Origin of the sequence: Pseudomonas soli, from assembly GCF_021283165.2 — a bacterium.
Lineage (GTDB): Bacteria > Pseudomonadota > Gammaproteobacteria > Pseudomonadales > Pseudomonadaceae > Aquipseudomonas > Aquipseudomonas soli.
In genome coordinates this window covers 219351-239861 of the sequence record NZ_CP128543.1, presented here as the reverse complement: position 1 = coordinate 239861, position 20511 = coordinate 219351, and the positions used below count along the sequence as shown (strand labels likewise).

The following is a 20511-nucleotide window of genomic DNA, read 5'->3' as shown; positions in this document are numbered from 1 at the left end:
GCCCCGGCCCTCAGCTCTGCGACACGGATTTGGGCAGGATGTCGTTGGCGACCATTTCACCGAACGGGCTTACGTAGCCACCGGTTTTCGGCTGCTCCGGGCGCTGCACGTCCAGATGCGGGAACAGCAGCTCGGCGACGCGGTACGACTCTTCGAGGTGTGGATAGCCCGAGAAGATGAAGGTATCGATGCCAAGATCGGCGTATTCCTTGACCCGCGCCGCGACGGTCGGGCCATCGCCCACCAGCGCGGTGCCGGCGCCACCACGTACCAGGCCGACACCGGCCCACAGGTTCGGCGCCACTTCGAGGTTGTCGCGCTTGCCACCGTGCAGCGCGGCCATGCGCTGCTGACCGACCGAGTCGAAGCGCGCCAGCGACGCCTGGGCGCGGGCGATGGTGTCGTCGTCCAGGTGCGAGATCAGCCTGTCGGCGGCGGCCCAGGCCTCCTCGTTGGTTTCTCGCACAATCACGTGCAAGCGAATGCCGAAGCGCACCTCACGGCCCTGGGCGGCCGCTTTCTCACGTACCGCAGCAATCTTCTCGGCCACCGCGGCCGGCGGCTCGCCCCAGGTCAGGTACAGCTCGACCTGTTCGGCGGCCAGGTCCTGGGCAGCGTCAGACGAGCCACCGAAGTACAGCGGCGGGCGCGGCTGCTGGATCGGCGGGTAGAGCAGCTTGGCGCCTTTGACCTGGATGTGCTTGCCGTCGTAGTCGACCGTTTCGCCTTCGAGCACCTTGCGCCAGATACGGGTGAATTCCACCGACGCCTCATAGCGTTCCTGGTGGTTCAGGTGCAGGCCATCACCGGCCAGTTCGTCCGGATCGCCACCGGTCACCAGGTTGAACAATGCACGGCCGTTGGACAGACGATCCAGGGTCGCGGCCTGACGGGCTGCGACGGTCGGCGAGATGATCCCCGGGCGCAGGGCCACCAGGAACTTCAGGCGCTCGGTCACCGGGATCAGCGACGCCGCCACCAGCCAGGAGTCCTCGCAGGAACGTCCGGTGGGGATCAGCACGCCGCCGAAGCCCAGGCGGTCGGCGGCCTGGGCGATCTGGCTCAGGTAACCGTGGTCGACGGCGCGGGCGCCTTCGCTGGTGCCCAGGTACTTGCCGTCACCATGGGTAGGGAGGAACCAGAAAATGTTAAGGCTCATTGGAGTTGTCTCCTCAAGGGTGGCTCATGCCGGGGCGACGCCCCGGCGCAGGCGAAACGTTCAAGGCGCACTGGCGACCTTGGCCGGGGGTGTCCAGATCACGTCCTTGATGCTCAAGGGCTTGGGAATCAGCTTCAGGGCCTGGAAGGTGTCGGCAATCTTCTGCTGTGCGGCGATCACTTCCGGGGTCAGCGGCGCGGCTCCGTAGCCTTGGCGCTTGACCGAAGTCAGGGTGATGTCGGCAGGCAGGCCGAGCAGCGGCGCAACCTGGTCGGTGACCTGATGCGGATTGGCCTGGGACCATTCGCCCACGGCGCGCACTTCTTCAACCAGGGTGTTGATCACCGCCGGGTGCTGGGTCGCATAGCTGCGGGTGGCGAGGTAGAACTGGTGATTGTCGACCAGATCCTTGCCGTCACGCAGGGTGCGTGCCTGCAGCTGTTGCTCGGCGGCGGCCTGGTACGGATCCCAGATCACCCAGGCATCGACACTGCCGCGCTCGAAGGCGGCGCGGGCATCGGCCGGGGGCAGGTAGACGGGCTGGATATCGGTGTACTTGAGACCGGCGTCTTCCAGGGCACGCACCAGCAGGTAATGCACGTTGGAACCCTTGTTGAGGGCGACTTTCCTGCCCTTGAGTTCCTTCACCGACTGGACCGTCGACCCCTTCGGCACCAGGATCGCCTCGCTGTGCGGAGCTGGCGGCTCATAGGCGACGTAGAGCAGATCGGCGCCCGCGGCCTGGGCAAACACCGGCGGCGTTTCGCCGGTCACGCCGAAGTCGATGGAGCCGACGTTGAGCCCTTCGAGCAGCTGTGGACCGCCGGGGAACTCGGTCCATTGCACGTCGATGCCCTGTTCCTTCAGGCGCTTTTCCAGCGACCCCTTGGCCTTGAGCAGCACCAGGGTGCCGTATTTCTGGTAACCGATACGCAGGCTCTCGGCCTGGGCTTGGCTGATGGCGCCGAAGGACACAGCCGCCGCGAACAGGGCGACCAGACCACGACGCAAGAAGACTGTGCGCATGGCGCTCTCCTGTGCGAGTTGGGTTCGGGTAGCACCTGCTTGCCTCGTTGGCGGGCGAGTAAGGTGGGGACAGCGATGGAGCGGTCAAGCCTGGTTCAGATACTCCAGCGGGCACTGATCAGGCGTTCGTTGAGCACGCCGGGGGCGACAGGTTGGGGCCGGCGCGCCATGGCGCTGTGGAACGTTTCCAGCGAATCCTGCAGGCGCTGCTCCAGGGCAGCGGCCAGTTGCGCGGGCCTGGCGCCCTCGCCGTAGGCAATCTGGCTGTCGTCGGCGAAGATCCCTTGCAGGGTCTCCTGCGCCTTGAGGGCCGACAGCACGGGCTTGAGCGCGTAGTCCACGGCCAGCATGTGGGCGATGCTCCCACCGGTTGCGATCGGCAACACCACCTTGTGTTCCAGGGCCCGCTCGGGCAGCAGGTCGAGCAAGGTCTTCAAGGCCCCGGCGAAGGACGCCTTGTACACCGGGGTGGCCACCACCAAGCCGTCGGCCTGGGCTACAAGTGCGTTGAAGTGGCGCACCTGCGGGCTGTCGAAACGGGCATGCAGCAGATCTTCGGCGGGAAACTCACGCACCTGGAAGGTCACCACTTCGACGCCCCGCTCCTGCAGCCAGTCGCGCGAGCGCTCTAGCAGCACGCCGGAGCGTGAACGAAGACTGGGGCTACCACCGACAGAGACAACCAGCATTGAAAGAGCTTCCTTCGATTCGATTGCAGGGCCGCGAGGGGTTGTCCCCGCTGGATGTAACGACATTAACAGCTCGTCACATATATCTATAAATCATATTTTTTCATTTGTTTATTCCATTTATGAATTTACGAATTACTGTAGCCACACAATAAAAAAGGGCCGTCGAAACGGCCCGAAGATCCCTGCTTGGCTAAGAGCAATGCAACGAGGAATGCCTCAACGATTGGGTTGCGGGGTCAGCCGCAGATAGGGTTTCACCGCCCGATACCCTTTCGGGAAACGACGTTTGATTTCATCTTCGTCCTTGAGCGAAGGCACGATCACTACCTCATCGCCATCCTGCCAGTTGCCCGGCGTGGCGACCTTGTAGTTGTCGGTCAGCTGCAGCGAGTCGATCACCCGCAGGATCTCGTTGAAGTTGCGCCCGGTACTGGCCGGATAGGTGATGGTCAGGCGCACCTTCTTGTTCGGGTCGATGACGAACAGCGAACGCACGGTCAGGGTGTCGCTGGCGTTGGGGTGGATCAGGTCGTACAGGTCGGAGACCTTGCGATCGGCGTCGGCGATGATCGGGAAGTTGACCACGGTGTTCTGGGTCTCGTTGATGTCGTCGATCCACTTGTGGTGCGAGTCCACCGGGTCCACCGACAGGGCGATGGCCTTGACCCCGCGCTTGGCGAAATCATCCTTGAGCTTGGCGGTCAGGCCCAGTTCGGTGGTGCACACCGGGGTGAAGTCGGCCGGGTGGGAGAACAGCACGCCCCAGCTGTCGCCCAGCCATTCGTGGAAACGGATCTTGCCGGCGCTGGAATCCTGTTCGAAATCGGGGGCGATATCGCCGAGTTTGAGGCTCATGGAAGCGGCTCCTGTGCTGTGTCTGGCCTTGTGGGTTCAATGTGCCTGCTTCCGAATAAAAATAAAAAGAATAAATATCGATTTATTTATAACCAGATCGCATACGGAATCGCAGACACAAAAAGCCTCGCACAAGGCGAGGCTTTCTTTGTGCAGCTACGACTTACATGAAGGCGTAAGTGTAGTTGACGATGAAGCGAGTCTGGTCCTGGTCTTTGGTGTATTCAGTGTTGCCGGCAGGACCGTTGGTCCCGCGGTAAACACCTTGACGCAGGCTGAAGCCCAGTCCCTTCAGAGTACCTTCCTGGATCACGTAGTCGACACGCGCGTCCCGCTCCCACTCGCTGTAGGAACCGTTGCCCGAAGCGTTGCGAACGTCGGTACCGCGCAGATATGCAACGGACGCCTTCAAGCCTGGCACGCCAAGACGAGCGAAATCGTACGAGTACTGGCCGAAGGTAGTGTTTTCACCTGCACGAGCGAACTGGTTGATCATGCTGTCGGTGAACAGGTAGAAGCTAGCACCGCCCGCGCCTTCCGGACGGCCATTGCCATCGCGCACGCTACCCTGGTTCAGCCAGACGAACGCACCGTCATCGCTGACCTGCTGGTGACCGAGCATGAGTGCATGGCCGCCCAGAGTATAGGTGAACATCGCCGACCAGGTTTTGTTGTCAACTTCACCGACATGCTTGGCATAACCGTTGTTGTTGTTGAAGTTGTAGCCGCCACCACTGCCGTTCCGGCCGTCGCTGCTGCTGTCAAAGTAGCGCAGGTCGGTCTTGAATGACTGGTCGTCCGAGATCTTGAAGACGTGAGTCGCACCCAGGAAGTGCTGTTTGTAGAAGTCTTCCAGGTTCGAGTAGTAGTACTGCAGGGTCAGGTCTGGAGTGAGCTTGTAGTCCAGGCCGCCGTAGCGGAACTTGTTGCTGTCAGCGGTAGCACCGTTGACCGACAGGCCGGTGCGGTTGCTCGAAGCACGACCCATGGCGTGGGTCAGTTGACCGGCGTTGACAGTCAGATTGTCGATTTCCTTCGAGGTGATGGTTGCACCTTCAAAGGTTTGCGGCAGCAGGCGACCGTCGTTGGAGACCAGGATCGGCAACATTGGCGCCAAGGCGCTACCGAAGTGAGCTTCAGTTTTGGAGAAGCGGGCTTTGGCGTTGGCGCCAAGACGAGCCCATTGGGCCGCTGCCGAACCGTTGGTCTCACTCGGGAAGAAGGAGCTGTTGTCAGGGTGCTTGCCTTTGCCACCGTCGAGGTGAATACCCCACAGCGCCTGAGCGTCCACACCGAAGCCTACGGTACCTTCGGTGAAACCAGAAATGTAGTCGAGCTTGAAGCCCTGACCCGATTCACGGTTGTCCGCACCGACTTCACGGTTATCGTTGTTGAAGTACATGGTGCGCGAGCTCAGGGACAGCTTGCTGTCCTCGACGAAACCTGCAGCGCCTGCTTGTTGGGCGAGAACCCCCAGTGCCACGGCCAGGGCCAGGCTGGACTTGTACATGTTTTGCTCCTCTACGTTCTAATTTTTGTGCGTCTCAAGCGGCGGAGTCTGCTGCCCCACTCACCCGGATTGGCGATTTAGCCCTAAAGCGTGACCGCCAAGTCAATCGCTAACGATCGATTCGCGACTTTGGTCTAATCCGTCGATCTGCGCTACAGGATAATGACAATCCTATAAATCCAAAATGACCGTTTTATGAATCTGTAAGATTTTTACGGAATAACATCGGAACCATTCCTGCAAATCGTTGTATCGACGCCGTCAATCATACCTTTAGGTTATGTGCAAACGTTTGCAGGCGTGACGACCGCCCCGTCGAAACCGATCAAGCCTAGCTGGCTTGGCAGATTCCGCCACCAGTACCGCCGCCCCACAGGGCCGTGGGTCAGAGCGATTGGCTTTTAAGCTAATTCTAAAAAGTTATTTATTTCATATTTCTTAGATCATCTAGTCTTCTCGCCATCTATCCCAGAATGCCTGACGAGAGGTTCAACCATGATCCCGCATGCTCCGCTGCGCCTGTTCGCCGCCCTGACCCTCACCAGTGCCAGCTGGCTGGCCCAGGCCGCCGACCTGACCGTTGCCTACCAGACCACCGTCGACCCGGCAAAGGTGGCCCAGGTCGATGGCACCTATGAAAAGGACAGCAAGGCCAGCATCGACTGGCGCAAGTTCGACAACGGCGCCGACGTGATCACCGCTGTCGCCTCGGGCGACGTGCAGATCGGCTACCTCGGCTCCAGCCCGCTGGCCGCCGCCGCCACCCGCAAATTGCCTGTGGAAACCTTCCTGATCGCCACCCAGATCGGCGCCGGCGAAGCCCTGGTCGCCCGCGACAGCATCAAGACCCCGCAGGACCTGGTGGGCAAGAAAGTCGCCGTGCCGTTCGTTTCCACCGGCCACTACAGCCTGTTGGCCGCGCTGAAGAGCTGGAACATCGACCCGTCGAAAGTGCAGATCCTCAACCTCGCGCCACCAGCGATCATCGCCGCCTGGAAACGCGGCGACATCGACGCCACCTACGTCTGGGACCCAGCCCTGGGCGTGGCCAAGGAGAACGGCAAGGTACTGATCACCTCCGGCGAGCTTGCCGAGAAAGGCGCGCCGACCTTCGACGCCTGGATCGTGCGCAAGGACTTCGCTGCCAAGCACCCGGAGATCGTCAAGTCGTTCGCCAAGGTCACCCTCGACGCCTATGCCGACTACCGCAAGGACCCGCAAGCCTGGCTGGCCGACAAAGACAACGTCGCCAAGCTGGTCAAGCTGTCTGGCGCCAAGCCCACCGATATCCCGGTGCTGCTGCAGGGCAACGTCTATCCACTGGCCGCCGACCAGGCCAGCGCACTCGGCGCACCGACCACCCAGGCGCTGACCGACACCGCCACCTTCCTCAAGCAGCAGGGCAAGGTCGATGCCGTGCTGCCGGACTACGCGCCCTACGTCAGCGCCCAGTACCTGCCCAACTGATCTGGAGCCCGTCATGGCCTTGCTCGAGCTGGAGCGCATCAGCGCACAGTACCCCGGCGCCCCCACCCCGGTGCTGGCCGATATCAACCTGAGCCTGGGTCCGCGCCAGTTGCTGGTGGCCCTCGGGCCTTCAGGCAGCGGCAAGACCTCGCTGCTCAACCTGATCGCCGGCTTCGTCGCCCCCAGCGGCGGGCGCATCACCCTCGATGGCGCACCGGTGCAAGGCCCGGGGGCCGAGCGCGGCGTGGTGTTCCAGGACGACGCCCTGCTGCCCTGGCAGGACGTGCTCGGCAACGTCGCCTTCGGCCTGGAGCTGGCAGGCGTACCGCGTGCACAGCGTGAAGCCAAGGCACGAGAGATGCTGGCACTGGTAGACCTGGCCGGCTTCGGCGAGCGGCGCGTATGGCAATTGTCCGGTGGGCAGAAGCAGCGCGTGGGCCTTGCCCGGGCGCTGGCGGCCGACCCGCGAGTGCTGTTGATGGACGAACCGTTCGGCGCCCTCGATGCCTTTACCCGCGAACAGATGCAGGAGCTGCTGCTGCAGGTCTGGCAGCGCACCGCCAAGCCAGTGTTCCTGATCACCCACGACATTGAGGAAGCGGTGTTCCTCGCCACCGAGCTGGTGCTCCTGGCGCCCAATCCGGGACGGGTGGTCGAGCGCCTGCAACTGGACTTCGGCCAGCGCTACGCCGCTGGCGAGTCGGCGCGGGCGATCAAGTCCGATCCACGCTTCATCGAGACCCGCGAGCACGTGCTGGCGCGGGTGTTCTCGCAACGTCAGGAGTCCGCATGAGCAGTATCGAATTGCCAGCCACCGCCAAGCGGCCCCCCCGGACGCCACCTGTCGTGAAAACCCGCAAGCCCTTACCGACCCGCTGGATCAGCGCCCTCACCCTGGCCTCGCTGCTGTTGGTGTGGTGGCTGGTTACCGCCGCCGGCTGGATCGAGCCGCTGTTCCTGCCCTCGCCCGCCGATATCCTGGCCAAGGGCTGGACGCTGCTCACCCAGGGCTACATGGACGCCAGCCTGTGGCAGCACCTGGGCGCGAGCCTGGGGCGCATCGGCCTGGCGCTGCTTGCCGCCACCCTGACCGCCATCCCGGTGGGCATCGCCATCGGCTACAACCGCGTGGCCCGCGGCGTTCTCGACCCGCTGATCGAGTTCTACCGGCCGATTCCGCCGCTGGCTTACCTGCCGCTGATCGTCATCTGGTGCGGCATAGGCGAGCTGTCGAAAGTGCTTTTGATCTACCTGGCGATCTTCGCCCCGATTGCCATCGCCACCGCCACCGGCGTGCGCACCGTCGACCCGGCCAAGTTGCGCGCCGCGCAGTCGCTGGGCGCCAGCAAAATCCAACTGATCCGCCACGTGATCCTGCCTAGCGCACTGCCCGACATCCTCACCGGCATCCGCATCGGCCTCGGCGTGGGCTGGTCGACGCTGGTCGCCGCCGAACTGATCGCCGCCACCAGTGGCCTGGGCTTCATGGTGCAGTCCGCCGCGCAGTTCCTGGTCACCGATGTGGTGGTCCTGGGGATCCTGCTGATTGCCCTGATCGCCTTCGCCCTTGAGATGGGCCTGCGCGCCCTGCAGCGCAAGCTGGTGCCCTGGCACGGCCAGAGCCATTGATCCCCAAATGACCACGCCGGCAAACCGGCACCTGGAACGAGAAAAGACATGAGCCTGACCGTTACCCCCTTGAGCCCGGCACTGGGCGCGCAGATCAGCGGCGTGGACATCAGCCGCGACATCAATGCCCAACAGCGTGACGCCATCGAGCAGGCGCTGCTCGAGCACCAGGTGCTGTTCTTCCGCGATCAACCAATCACTCCCGAGCAGCAGGCGCGCTTCGCCGCCCGCTTCGGCGACCTGCATATCCACCCGATCTATCCCAATGTGCCGGAGACACCGCAGGTGTTGATCCTCGACACCGCAGTCACCGACGTGCGCGACAACGCCGTGTGGCACACCGACGTGACCTTCCTGCCGACCCCGGCGCTGGGCGCGGTGCTCAGCGCCAAGCAGTTGCCGGCCTTTGGTGGTGACACTCTGTGGGCCAGCGGCATCGCTGCGTTCGAGGCGCTGTCGGCGCCGCTGCGCACAATGCTGGACGGCCTGACCGCCACCCATGATTTCACCAAGTCGTTCCCGCTGGAACGTTTCGGCACTACGCCCGAGGACCTGGCCCGCTGGGAGACGACCCGGCGCAACAATCCGCCGCTGTCGCACCCGGTGGTGCGCACGCACCCGGTCAGCGGACGCAAGGCGCTGTTCGTCAATGAAGGTTTCACCACGCGGATCAACGAATTGAATGAGCAGGAGAGCGAGGCGCTGCTCAAGCTGCTGTTCGCCCATGCGACGCGGCCGGAGTTCAGCATTCGCTGGCGTTGGCAGGAAAATGACGTGGCGTTCTGGGACAACCGCGTGACGCAGCACTTTGCGGTGGATGATTACCGGCCCAGCCGGCGGGTGATGCATCGGGCGACCATCCTGGGGGATGCGCCGTTCTGAAAGATCGGGGGAGGCCTTTGGCTTCCTTTCGCTGGCAAGCCAGCTCCCACAGGTTTTGCAACAACCCTGTGGGAGCCTGCGAAAGGGCCGCATAGCGTCGCCAGCGATCTACCTGACCAGGTGCAGGTACTGCATGTGCCGCTCGTACTGGTCGAGGATGTCGTTGATGATCTGCTCCTTGCTGTAGCCCACCAGGTCGTAGTTCTGGCTGCCTTCGGACAGATGCACCTCCGCACGGTAGTAGCGGCGGTTCTTCAAGTCCTGGGTGCCCAGCCCGCCCAGGGCGAACGACGGCGTAAAGTACCCGCGCATCTGCACCTGGTAGATGAACGGCTGCTCCTCGCCATGGCCGATCTTCAGGCTGACGTTGTCGTGGCTCGGGTCGTCCTGGGTGATCAGCACCAGGCCCTTCTGCTCGAACACCTCGCGCACTTCGGCGATCGCCGGGCGCACCACGTCGTCCATGAAGCGATACACCTCGTCCCGAGACGGGAAGTGCACCGCCTGGCTCAGGCGTTGGCGCCAACCGCCACGCCCACGCCGGGACTGGGCGAACGGCGCCAGCGAATGCATCTGCGCGATCTGCCGCTGGCTTTCCAGGTAGAAGGCCTTGTGCAGCCCCCACATCATGCACAGCAGGATCAGCGAGAACGGCAGCGAGGTCAGCACCACCGCCGACTTCAGCGAATCGATGCTGCCGGCGAACAGCAGGCTGCTGGTAATCAGCGCGGTCATCGCCCCCCAGAAGATCCGCAGCCAGTTCGGGCCGTCCTCGTCGGCGCCACCGCCCTTGGCCGACAGCGTCGACAGCACCACGGTGCCGGAGTCGGCCGAAGTGACGAAGAACACAAAGCTGATGAACACCGTCACGGCTATCACCGCCTTGCTCCACGGGTAGGTTTCCAGCAGCAGGTACAAGCTCATCGACGGGTTGTCGAGGGCTGACTGGCCGAGCGCGGTCATGCCGTGGTTGATCACCTGGTCAAGGGCGCTGTTACCGAAGATCGACATCCACGCCAGGGTGAAGCCCAGCGGGATCAGCAGCACGCCGAAGACGAACTCGCGGATGGTCCGGCCCCGCGAGATACGGGCGATGAACAACCCCACGAACGGCGCCCAGGCAATCCACCAGGCCCAGTAGAACACCGTCCAGCCGCCCAGCCAGTCGCGCTGCTCGCCGTAGGCGTACACATCGAAGCTCTTGCGTGGCAGGGCGCCAAGGTAGTCACCGAGGTTCTGGATCAGGGTGTTGAACAGGTGCTGGGTGGGCCCGGCGAACAACACGAACAGCAGCAGCGCGCAGGCCAGGAACAGGTTGATGTCGCTCATCACCCGCACGCCCTTCTCCACCCCGGCGACCGCCACGGCCACGGCCGCGCCCATCATCAGGGTGATGAGGATCACCTGCACCCATTGGCTGTGGCTGATGCCGAACAGGTAGTCCAGGCCTGCGTTCAGGTGCAGCACGCCAAAGCCCATGTCGGCGCCCAGGCCGAATACCGTGGCGATAATGCCAAAGCCATCCACCGCGTAGCCGATCGGCCCGTTGATGCGCTTGCCGATCAGCGGGTACAGCGCCGAGCGCAGGGCCAGTGGCAGGTTGTGGCGGTAGGCGAAGTAGGCGAGCGCCATGCCGACGAAGGCGAACACACCCCAGCCGTGCAGGCCCCAGTGCAGGAACAGGATCTGCATCGCCTGGCGCCCGGCCTCGGCCGTGCCCGCCTCGCCTTGGGGCGGCTGGAGCATGTGGGTCAGAGGTTCAGAGACGCAGAAGAAGAACAGCGTGATGCTGATGCCGGCGGCGAACAGCATGCCGGCCCAGGACAGGTAGCTGAACTCGGGCTCGTCATGGTCGGCGCCGAGCTTGATCTTGCCGTAGCCCGACAAGGCGGTGACCACCACGAAGACCAGGTACAGGGTCATGGCCAGCATGTAGTACCAGCCGACCGTGTTGGCCGCCCAGTTCTGCGCTGCCAGCAACCACTCGCCGGCAGCCTGGGGCTGAGCGATGACGATCAAGCCGAAAATGAGGATGAAGCTTGCCGCGAAATAGAACACGGGGGGGTTCATGCGGATCTTGCCGTTGGCAAGGTCGGGGGTCGGTGCACTCATTGAACGGGCACCTCGTCACGGGACGTGAGGTTCGGATTGAACGGGTTCAGCAAAGGCGATTCCTCCTTTTGAACACCGGCAATGGACCAGCGTTTTTCGTTGAACAAGCGTTCAAGTTAAACATGGATTGGATTTCAATGCGACCCGATGCCGCTCCAGGGCGTGATCGAGGTGGTGGCGGGAAGTCCCGCCGCCACGCCTCATAAGCCTAGAGCTAGAGGGCTTTCTTGCCCTCGCAATCGAGCTGCAGGTTCGCCTGGGTAATGTTGCTGTCAGCCGGCACGCTGCGGGTCAGCCAGACGTTGCCGCCAATGGTCGAACCCTTGCCGATGGTGATACGCCCGAGGATGGTCGCGCCGGCGTAGATCACCACGTCGTCCTCGACGATCGGGTGCCGCGCCAGGCCCTTGTGCAAGGTGCCGGACTCGTCGCTGGGGAAGCGCTTGGCGCCCAGGGTCACCGCCTGGTAGATACGCACCCGCTCGCCGATGATCGCGGTCTCACCGATTACCACGCCTGTGCCGTGGTCGATGAAGAAGCCAGGGCCGATCTGCGCACCGGGATGGATATCGATGCCGGTGGCCGAGTGCGCCAGCTCCGAACTGATCCGCGCCAGCAGCGGCAGGCCGGCCCGGTACAGGTGATGGGCCAGCCGGTGGTGGATGATCGCCAGGATGCCCGGGTAGCACAGCAGCACCTCGTCTACGCTGCGCGCCGCCGGGTCGCCGTGGTAGGCGGCGAGTACGTCGGTGTCCAGCAGCACGCGCAGCGCCGGCAGGGCTGCGGCGAAGTCCTGGATCAGACGCAGGGCGTGGGTATCGACATCGATCACATCAGTCTTGCCATGACGCGCCGCATAGCGCAGCTCCAGGCGTGCCTGGGCCAACAGCGCGGTCAGCGCAGCGTCGAGCGTATGGCCCACATAAAAGTCCTCGCTCTCCTCGCGCAGGTCCACCGGCCCTAGGCGCATCGGGAACAGCGCGCCGCAAAGCTGCTCGAGGATTTGCCGCAGCGCCTCGCGCGACGGCAGTTCGCGCCCGCCCTGCTCGCCGCTGCTGCGGCCATTGCTGCTGCGCCACTGCTCGCGGGCGTTGCGCAGGCCACTGACGATACCCTGCAACTGCCAGTGCCCGGTTGATGGTTGTTCGCTCACGGTGTTTCTCCTGCCAGGCGGCTTTCTCGGTATGCATACGCTCCTACAAGGAGGTGCAAAACACGATACGTCAAATCTGCCTCTTGGAAAAAACAACGCTTTATTCCATCCTGAGCTAAGTCGGGTATAAGCCGCTGCAATTTGCAGATTTGGAATAATAACCTGATTTTTTATTATTTCCCGGCCTATGAAGCCCACCTCTATAGTCGCCACCTCACTACTTCCACAACAAGCGCGGGGCATGCCATGACCAAATTCGCCAAACCCCTTCTCAACGCCAGCCTGGCGCTCCTGCTCGGCGCCGGCTTGCTCGGCCAGGCCTTTGCCGGCGAGCAGTTGAAGACCATCCAGGAAAAAGGCGTGATCAACGTCGGCCTGGAAGGCACCTATCCACCGTTCAGCTTCCAGGACGAAAACGGCAAGCTGACCGGCTTCGAGGTCGAGCTGTCCGAGTTGCTGGCCAAGGAGCTGGGGGTCAAGGCCAAGGTCCAGCCGACCAAGTGGGACGGCATCCTCGCTGCACTGGAATCCAAGCGCCTCGACGTGGTGATTAACCAGGTGACCATCTCCGAGGATCGCAAGAAGAAGTACGATTTTTCCGAGCCGTACACCGTTTCCGGCATTCAGGCCCTGGTACTCAAGGGCAGTGACAACGAGAAAAACATCAAGACTGCCGCCGATCTCGGTGGCAAGAAGGTCGGTGTCGGCCTGGGCACCAACTATGAGCAATGGGTCAAACAGGATGTGCCGACAGCCGATGTGCGCACCTACGAAGATGACCCGACCAAGTTCGCCGACCTGCGCAACGGTCGTATCGACGCCATCCTGATCGATCGCCTGGCTGCACTCGAGTACGTCCAGAAAACCGCCAAGGACAAGAAACCGACCGCACTCGCTGGCGAGAAATTCTCCAAGCTGGAATCGGGCGTGGCCTTGCGCAAAGGCGAACCTGAACTGCTCGATGCGCTGAACAAGGCCATCGACAAGCTCAAGGCCGACGGCTCGCTGGCCAAGCTGTCCGAAAAATACTTCGGTGCCGATGTCACCAAATGATCGCTGAAAGCCTGCAACTCGTTGTCGATTCCGCGCCCTTCCTGTTGAAGGGTGCGGGTTATACCGTGCTGCTCAGCGTCGGTGGCATGTTCTTCGGCCTGGTGCTGGGCTTTGCCCTGGCGCTGATGCGGCTGTCGAAGATCCTGCCGCTGGACTGGCTGGCGCGCATCTATGTGTCGTTCTTCCGCGGCACGCCGCTGCTGGTGCAGCTGTTCGTGATCTACTTCGGCCTGCCGCAGATCGGCATCGAGCTCGATCCGATCCCCGCCTCGCTGATCGGCCTGTCACTGAACATGGCGGCCTATGTCTGCGAAATCCTCCGCGCGGCAATCTCCTCGATCGACCGTGGCCAGTGGGAAGCCGCAGCCAGCATCGGCATGACCCGCACCCAGGCCATGCGCCGGGCGATCCTGCCGCAAGCCCTGCGCACTGCCCTGCCTCCGCTGGGCAACAGTTTCATCTCGCTGGTCAAGGACACCGCCCTGGCGGCGACCATCCAGGTGCCCGAGCTATTCCGCCAGGCACAGCTGATCACCGCACGGACCTTCGAGGTCTTCACCATGTACCTGGCTGTCGCGGTGGTCTACTGGATCCTCTGCAGCATCCTGGCGCACTTCCAGAACCGCATGGAAGCGCGGGTCAACCAGCACGACCAGGAGCACTGAGATGATCGTAGTAGAAGGCCTGACCAAGCAGTTCAAGGGCCAGACCGTGCTCAACGGCATCGACCTGAGCGTGCAGCCCGGCGAAGTGGTGGCCATCATCGGCCCCAGCGGCTCGGGCAAGACCACTTTCCTGCGCTGCCTGAACCTGCTGGAAACCCCCGATGCCGGGCGCATCCAGATCGGCGATATCAGCATCGATGCCAACCGTCCGCTCGGCGGCCAACAGGGTGCTATCCGCCGCCTGCGCCAACAGGCCGGGTTCGTGTTCCAGAACTTCAACCTGTTCCCGCACCGCACCGCCCTGGAAAACGTCATCGAAGGGCCGGTGATCGTCAAGAAGACGCCCCGCGACAAGGCCATCGAGCTGGCCAGGCGCCTGTTGGCCAAGGTCGGCCTGGCGGGCAAGGAAGACGCCTACCCCAGGCGCCTGTCCGGCGGCCAGCAGCAACGGGTGGCCATCGCCCGGGCCCTGGCCATGGAGCCGGAAGTGATCCTGTTCGACGAGCCCACTTCGGCGCTCGACCCCGAACTGGTCGGTGAAGTGCTGGAGACCATCCGTAGCCTGGCCGAGGAAAAGCGCACCATGATCATCGTCACCCACGAGATGAGCTTCGCCCGCGATGTCGCCAACCGGGTGATCTTCTTCGACAAGGGCGTGATCGTCGAGCAGGGCGAGGCCAAGGCACTGTTCGCCAACCCGAAGGAAGAGCGCACACGCCAGTTCCTGCGCAAGTTCCTCGGCACCGCCGCCGGCCAGGAGTGAAGCCGATGCGCGGGGCTCACACCTCGCGCAGGTTGTGGCAACGCCTGAAGCGCGCTTCCAGGTTGCGATCGGGCATCTGGTGGCTGCGTAGGGCGTTGAGGGTCTGCTCCACGTAATCGCGCGTGGTGCCGTAGCGCCCCTTGGCGCTGGCGAGGATCTGGCTGAGCAGGGTGTCCGGCAGGTTGCCCGCGTAGCACGGCAGGTGCCGCTCCAGCACAAAACCCAGCGCCTGCACCTTGCTGCCATCGCCCAGGCGGCAGCTCAGCCAATGCGGACGATAGGCCGGGAACGGCATCTCACGCTGCCACAGGGCCATGAGCGAGTCGTGCAGGTTGGTTTCGTCCAGACGGAAGGCAAAGCCGCTGCAGGAGCCGCCACGGTCCAGGCCGAACACCAGGCCTGGGCACTCCGGTGTACCACGGTGTTCGTGGGACCACAGGTAGAGGCCGCGGTGATAACCATGCACCCGCGCCCGCTGCCGCTCGACCGAGTTGCATTCGGGGCGCCAGATCAGCGAACCATAGGCAAACAGCCAGACCGGGCCGCCTTCGTGCTGGGACATGGTTTCCTGCATCGAACACTGCAGTTGTTCACGGGTCAACTGCTGCCCGAAGTCGAGTGACGGCGGATAGGCTATTTGCCAGGATGAACTTTCAAGCGTCGACATGAGCTGCCGCCATTAATTCCTGAGAACTACCAAAGTGCAGGTATTGCCGTGCCTGTTCGGATGCTATCGCGGAGCAAGCCCGCTTCCACAAAGGCCCGCCAGGATCGCATGGGAACGGGCTTGCCCGGCGATTTACCTGGCGCCTAACGTAAGGCAAATCGCTCTTTGCACTCAACCCCGAAAACAGGATTTCATTAAAGCATCCGCTGAACGGAAACTAATAGTCCGAGTATAGCGAAACTTATTACCCGCACCGGTAACAATCCCCACCATGTAACCAACAGAAAAAACTTGGTTATTAAACCCGACACTCCCTTGCAGCGTGCCGGGTGACTTCAGCCGCGTGGCGCGTAGGCAAACACGTCAGCCCGCATGCGGTGGGCATCCATGCCGGCCTCGACCAATGCATCGAGGGTGGCGTAGACCATGTTCGGCGAGCCACTGGCATAGACATGCACCTGGTTCAGGTCGCCGATGTCCTCGCATACCGCTTCGTGGAGCAGGCCACAGCGCCCCTCCCAACCGCACAGATCGCTGACCACTTTGTGCAGGAACAGGTTCGGCAGACGCTCCCACTCAGCCCAGTGCTCGATCTGGTAGAAGTCTTCAGGCCGGCGTACACCCCAGTACAAGTGCACCGGGTGCTTGAAGCCCTGCGCCCGGCAGTGCTCGATCAGGCTGTGCATCTGCCCCATGCCGGTCCCGGCGGCGATCAGTACCAGCGGGCCATCCGGCAACTCCGCCAGGTGAGCATCACCAAATGGCAGTTCGATGCGGGCCAGGCCATTGCGCTGCAACTGCTTGATCAACTGCACGGCACTGCTTTCGCGGGCCAGCACATGCAACTCCAGCTCACGCCCACCGTGGGGCGCCGAAGCGAGCGAAAAAGCCGCCTTGTCCATACCCTCGCGCTCGATCATCAGATATTGCCCGGCGTGGTAGCGGGGCGGCTTGCCGGCCGGCGCGCGCAGGCGCACGCGCCAGACATCGCCACCGATCTCGACGCACTCGGTCACGGTACAGGCCAGCTTGCGCAGCGGCAGCTCGCCCAGGGCCAGCACACCATCCCACAGCAACACACAGTCCTCCAGCGGCTCGGCGATGCAGGTGAACAGCTCACCGTGATCGCGCACCTGGCCTTCCTGGCGAACACTGCCTTCCACCAGCAGCGCGGCACATACATGGCAGTTGCCGTTGCGGCAGCTGCTCGGGCAGTCATAGCCCAGGCGCCGTGCCGCATCCAGAATCCTTTCACCCGGTTCGACCGCCAGTACCGCCCCGGAAGGCTGCAAGGTTACCTGCATCAATCTATTCCCAACTGGTCCCACAACTCATCGATACGGCGGGTGACGGCCTCGTCCTTGACGATGACCCGGCCCCATTCGCGTGTAGTCTCGCCCGGCCATTTGTGCGTGGCGTCCAGGCCCATCTTCGACCCCAGCCCCGATACCGGCGACGCGAAGTCGAGGTAGTCGATGGGGGTGTTGTCGATCATCACCGTATCACGCTTGGGGTCCATGCGCGTGGTGATGGCCCAGATCACATCGTTCCAGTCGCGGGCGTTGATATCGTCGTCGGTGACGATAACGAACTTGGTGTACATGAACTGTCGCAGGAACGACCACACACCCAGCATGACGCGCTTGGCATGGCCCGGGTACTGCTTCTTCATGGTCACCACCGCCATGCGGTACGAGCAGCCTTCCGGCGGCAGGTAGAAGTCGGTGATCTCGGGGAACTGCTTCTGCAGGATCGGCACGAACACTTCGTTCAGCGCCACGCCGAGAATCGCCGGCTCATCCGGCGGCCGGCCGGTGTAGGTGCTGTGGTAGATCGGCTTTTGCCGGTGGGTGATGCGCTCGACGGTGAACACCGGGAAGCTGTCCACTTCGTTGTAGTAGCCGGTGTGGTCGCCGTACGGGCCTTCCGGGGCCATCTCGCCGGGGTGGATCACGCCTTCGAGGATGATCTCGGCGGTAGCCGGTACCTGCAGGTCGTTGCCACGGCACTTGACCAGTTCGGTGCGATTGCCACGCAACAGGCCAGCGAAGGCGTATTCGGAAAGCGTGTCCGGGACCGGGGTCACGGCACCGAGGATGGTCGCCGGGTCCGCGCCCAACGCCACGGCTACCGGGAACGGCTGGCCAGGATGCTTCTCGCACCATTCGCGGTAGTCCAGCGCCCCGCCGCGGTGGCTCAGCCAGCGCATGATCACCTTGTTGCGGCCAATCACCTGCTGGCGATAGATGCCCAGGTTCTGGCGTTCCTTGTTCGGCCCGCGAGTCACGGTCAGGCCCCAGGTGATCAGCGGCGCAACATCGCCCGGCCAGCAGTGCTGGATCGGCAGCTGGCCGAGGTCAACGTCATCGCCTTCGACCACGATTTCCTGGCATACCGCGTCCTTGACCACCTTCGGCGCCATGGACACGACCTTCTTGAAGATCGGCAGCTTCGACCAGGCGTCCTTCAGGCCCTTCGGCGGCTCGGGCTCCTTGAGAAACGCCAGCAGCTTGCCGATCTCGCGCAGCTCTTCGGTCGACTCGGCGCCCATGCCCATGGCCACGCGCTCGGGGGTGCCGAACAGGTTGCCCAGCACCGGCATATCGAACCCAGTGGGCTTTTCGAAGAGCAAGGCCGGGCCCTTGGCGCGCAGCGTGCGGTCGCAGACTTCGGTCATTTCCAGAACTGGGGAGATGGGAACCTGGATGCGCTTGAGTTCACCGCGCTGTTCCAGGCCACGAATGAAGTCGCGCAGATCGCGATACTGCATGCAAAGGCCTCGTGTTGGGCGTATCGGTCGGGGTGCAGAGTGTAGCGCCGTTCACGCCTTGTTTGGGGGCAAAAAATGAAAAGGGGCCGCTTCGCGATCCCATCGCCGCGTTGCCGGCGATGGGCTGCAAAGCAGCCCCTTTCAGTACCTGGCCGGGAAGCTTACTTGCGCTTCATCGACAGGAAGAACTCATCGTTGGTCTTGGTCTGCTTGAGCTTGTCGACCAGGAACTCGATGGCGGCGATTTCGTCCATCGGGTGCAGCAGCTTGCGCAGGATCCACATGCGCTGCAGTTCGTCGTCGGCGGTCAGCAGCTCTTCGCGGCGGGTACCGGACTTGTTGATGTTGATGGCAGGGAACACACGCTTCTCGGCGATGCGGCGGTCCAGGGGCAGCTCCATGTTGCCGGTACCCTTGAACTCTTCGTAGATCACTTCGTCCATCTTCGAGCCGGTCTCGACCAGCGCGGTGGCGATGATGGTCAGCGAACCGCCTTCCTCGATGTTACGGGCGGCACCGAAGAAGCGCTTCGGCTTCTCCAGGGCGTGGGCATCGACACCACCGGTCAGCACCTTGCCAGAGCTCGGGATCACGGTGTTGTAGGCACGCGCCAGACGGGTGATGGAGTCGAGCAGGATGACCACGTCTTTCTTGTGCTCGACCAGGCGCTTGGCCTTCTCGATGACCATCTCGGCGACCTGCACGTGGCGGGTCGGCGGCTCGTCGAAGGTCGAGGCGACCACTTCGCCGCGCACGGTGCGCTGCATCTCGGTCACTTCTTCCGGGCGCTCGTCGATCAGCAGGACGATCAGGTGGCACTCGGGGTTGTTGCGGGTAATGTTGGCCGCGATGTTCTGCAGCATGATGGTCTTACCGGCTTTCGGCGGTGCGACGATCAGGCCACGCTGGCCTTTGCCGATCGGGGCACACAGGTCGATGACGCGACCGGTGAGGTCTTCGGTGGAGCCGTTACCGGCTTCCATCTTCAGGCGCTTGTTCGGGAACAGCGGCGTCAGGTTTTCGAACAGGATCTTGTTCTTCGCGTTTTCCGGACGGTCGAAGTTGATGGTATCGACCTTCAGCAGCGCGAAGTAACGCTCGCCTTCCTTCGGTGGGCGGATCTTGCCGACGATGGTGTCGCCGGTGCGCAGGTTGAAGCGACGGATCTGGCTGGGCGAAACGTAGATGTCGTCAGGGCCGGCCAGGTAAGAGGCATCCGCCGAACGCAGGAAACCGAAACCATCCTGGAGAATCTCCAGCACGCCGTCACCCGAGATCTCTTCGCCGCTTTTCGCATGCTTTTTCAGCAGGGCGAAAATCACGTCCTGTTTGCGCGAACGGGCCATGTTTTCGATGCCCATCTGTTCGGCCATTTCCAAAAGATCGGTAATCGGCTTTTGCTTGAGTTCTGTCAGGTTCATAAGGGGAGTGACGTAATCATGTAAGGAAGGGAAAAATTAAGCAGTTGGCTTAATGAGGCCGCGCCGCTAGATGGCGACAGGATCGCGTACTGATTCGAATTAGGGATGCTTCGGCGACGGCGTGCAGAGGGCACTGGAGAAGCAGTGCGAGGCCGAATGTAACACTTGCTTTTTTCGACGTCTAGTGGTTTTGGCCAGTGTTTTACGGGGCCATCCGACTGGATGGCCGCAAGGCCGGGGCTCGCCAGCCCTCAGGAAAACCACCTACAACAGATAAAGAAAAGCCCCGCATTTGCGGGGCTTCTTCACATCACAGGCTGGCGTCGAGGAACGCTTTGAGCTGCGACTTGGACAACGCGCCGACCTTGGTGGCCTCGACGTTGCCGTTCTTGAACAGCATCAGCGTCGGGATGCCACGCACGCCGTGCTTGGCCGGGGTTTCCTGGTTTTCGTCGATGTTCAGCTTGGCGATGGTCACCTTGCCTTCGTATTCAGTGGCGATGTCGTCCAGAACCGGAGCGATCATCTTGCATGGACCGCACCATTCAGCCCAGTAGTCGACCAGTACCGCACCTTGAGCCTGCAGGACTTCGGCTTCGAAGGTAGCGTCGGTGACATGTTTGATAAGATCGCTGCTCATGGATATCTCCAGGTCGTAAGCACAAAAAAACGTTGCCCATCATAGCC

19 protein-coding genes are annotated in these 20511 nt (G+C 62.7%); 7 read left to right on the top strand and 12 right to left on the bottom strand.

Annotated features, from left to right (window positions below):
• Window positions 1-10: 10 nt before the first annotated feature.
• The 5 genes from ssuD to LU688_RS00995 all read right to left on the bottom strand — a co-directional run bounded on the left by ssuD (window position 11) and on the right by LU688_RS00995 (window position 5242).
• A complete protein-coding gene (ssuD, locus tag LU688_RS01015; protein ID WP_094011606.1) occupies window positions 11-1159 on the bottom strand; it encodes an FMNH2-dependent alkanesulfonate monooxygenase in 1149 nt (382 codons plus the stop codon).
• A gap of 60 nt (window positions 1160-1219) precedes the next feature.
• Window positions 1220-2185: a sulfonate ABC transporter substrate-binding protein gene (locus LU688_RS01010; RefSeq protein ID WP_094011607.1), complete on the bottom strand. Its 966-nt coding sequence runs from the start codon at window positions 2183-2185 to the stop codon at window positions 1220-1222.
• A 95-nt stretch (window positions 2186-2280) separates the two neighbouring features.
• A complete protein-coding gene (ssuE, locus tag LU688_RS01005) occupies window positions 2281-2874 on the bottom strand; it encodes an NADPH-dependent FMN reductase (protein ID WP_094011608.1) in 594 nt (197 codons plus the stop codon).
• A 219-nt stretch (window positions 2875-3093) separates the two neighbouring features.
• Window positions 3094-3732 (bottom strand): peroxiredoxin, encoded by a 639-nt coding sequence (locus LU688_RS01000; RefSeq protein WP_046857522.1) that lies wholly within the window; start codon window positions 3730-3732, stop codon window positions 3094-3096.
• 163 nt (window positions 3733-3895) lie between these two features.
• Window positions 3896-5242, bottom strand: coding sequence for an OprD family porin (locus tag LU688_RS00995; RefSeq protein ID WP_094011609.1), 1347 nt, complete (start codon window positions 5240-5242; stop codon window positions 3896-3898).
• 495 nt (window positions 5243-5737) lie between these two features.
• On the opposite strand from LU688_RS00995, the gene tauA reads away from it, so the two are divergent.
• Genes tauA through tauD form a run of 4 tightly spaced genes read left to right on the top strand, consistent with a single transcriptional unit; the run spans window position 5738 to window position 9220 of the window.
• Window positions 5738-6709: a taurine ABC transporter substrate-binding protein gene (gene tauA / locus LU688_RS00990; RefSeq protein ID WP_232888119.1), complete on the top strand. Its 972-nt coding sequence runs from the start codon at window positions 5738-5740 to the stop codon at window positions 6707-6709.
• Window positions 6710-6722: 13 nt separating this feature from the next.
• The gene (gene tauB / locus LU688_RS00985) at window positions 6723-7502 is read left to right on the top strand and encodes a taurine ABC transporter ATP-binding subunit (RefSeq protein ID WP_038707154.1); all 780 of its coding nucleotides are present in this window, start codon (window positions 6723-6725) and stop codon (window positions 7500-7502) included.
• Window positions 7499-8338, top strand: a complete 840-nt coding sequence (gene tauC / locus LU688_RS00980; protein ID WP_038707153.1) for a taurine ABC transporter permease TauC — start codon at window positions 7499-7501, stop codon at window positions 8336-8338. Before tauB ends, tauC begins: the two co-directional genes overlap by 4 nt.
• 48 nt (window positions 8339-8386) lie before the next feature.
• Window positions 8387-9220, top strand: a complete 834-nt coding sequence (tauD, locus tag LU688_RS00975) for a taurine dioxygenase (RefSeq protein WP_094011611.1) — start codon at window positions 8387-8389, stop codon at window positions 9218-9220.
• A gap of 108 nt (window positions 9221-9328) precedes the next feature.
• On the opposite strand, the gene betT is transcribed toward tauD, so the two are convergent.
• Together betT and epsC are read right to left on the bottom strand one after the other, a co-directional pair.
• Window positions 9329-11290: a choline transporter BetT gene (gene betT / locus LU688_RS00970; RefSeq protein ID WP_167335944.1), complete on the bottom strand. Its 1962-nt coding sequence runs from the start codon at window positions 11288-11290 to the stop codon at window positions 9329-9331.
• A gap of 256 nt (window positions 11291-11546) precedes the next feature.
• Window positions 11547-12485, bottom strand: coding sequence for a serine O-acetyltransferase EpsC (gene epsC, locus LU688_RS00965; protein ID WP_023630288.1), 939 nt, complete (start codon window positions 12483-12485; stop codon window positions 11547-11549).
• Window positions 12486-12731: 246 nt separating this feature from the next.
• Between epsC and tcyJ the strand changes: the two genes are divergently transcribed.
• The 3 genes from tcyJ to tcyN are packed head-to-tail and all read left to right on the top strand — an operon-like array spanning window position 12732 to window position 14966.
• Entirely contained in the window at window positions 12732-13538 is an 807-nt protein-coding gene (gene tcyJ / locus LU688_RS00960) for a cystine ABC transporter substrate-binding protein (protein ID WP_094011612.1), read from the top strand.
• Entirely contained in the window at window positions 13535-14203 is a 669-nt protein-coding gene (gene tcyL / locus LU688_RS00955; protein WP_028689228.1) for a cystine ABC transporter permease, read from the top strand. Before tcyJ ends, tcyL begins: the two co-directional genes overlap by 4 nt.
• 1 nt (window position 14204) lies before the next feature.
• The gene (gene tcyN, locus LU688_RS00950; protein WP_094011614.1) at window positions 14205-14966 is read left to right on the top strand and encodes an L-cystine ABC transporter ATP-binding protein TcyN; all 762 of its coding nucleotides are present in this window, start codon (window positions 14205-14207) and stop codon (window positions 14964-14966) included.
• Between the two features lie 16 nt (window positions 14967-14982).
• Here tcyN and LU688_RS00945 read toward each other — a convergent pair whose 3' ends face one another.
• The 5 genes from LU688_RS00945 to trxA form a co-directional block, all read right to left on the bottom strand.
• Window positions 14983-15633: a gamma-glutamylcyclotransferase gene (locus LU688_RS00945; protein WP_094011615.1), complete on the bottom strand. Its 651-nt coding sequence runs from the start codon at window positions 15631-15633 to the stop codon at window positions 14983-14985.
• Window positions 15634-15968: 335 nt separating this feature from the next.
• Window positions 15969-16937 (bottom strand): CDP-6-deoxy-delta-3,4-glucoseen reductase, encoded by a 969-nt coding sequence (locus LU688_RS00940; protein WP_038707150.1) that lies wholly within the window; start codon window positions 16935-16937, stop codon window positions 15969-15971.
• Window positions 16937-18403, bottom strand: a complete 1467-nt coding sequence (gene ubiD, locus LU688_RS00935) for a 4-hydroxy-3-polyprenylbenzoate decarboxylase (RefSeq protein WP_023630294.1) — start codon at window positions 18401-18403, stop codon at window positions 16937-16939. The genes LU688_RS00940 and ubiD overlap by 1 nt, the downstream gene beginning before the upstream one ends.
• A 161-nt stretch (window positions 18404-18564) precedes the next feature.
• Entirely contained in the window at window positions 18565-19824 is a 1260-nt protein-coding gene (rho, locus tag LU688_RS00930) for a transcription termination factor Rho (RefSeq protein WP_011536308.1), read from the bottom strand.
• A 310-nt stretch (window positions 19825-20134) separates the two neighbouring features.
• Window positions 20135-20464, bottom strand: a complete 330-nt coding sequence (gene trxA / locus LU688_RS00925; RefSeq protein WP_094011616.1) for a thioredoxin TrxA — start codon at window positions 20462-20464, stop codon at window positions 20135-20137.
• Between the last annotated feature and the right edge of the window lie 47 nt (window positions 20465-20511).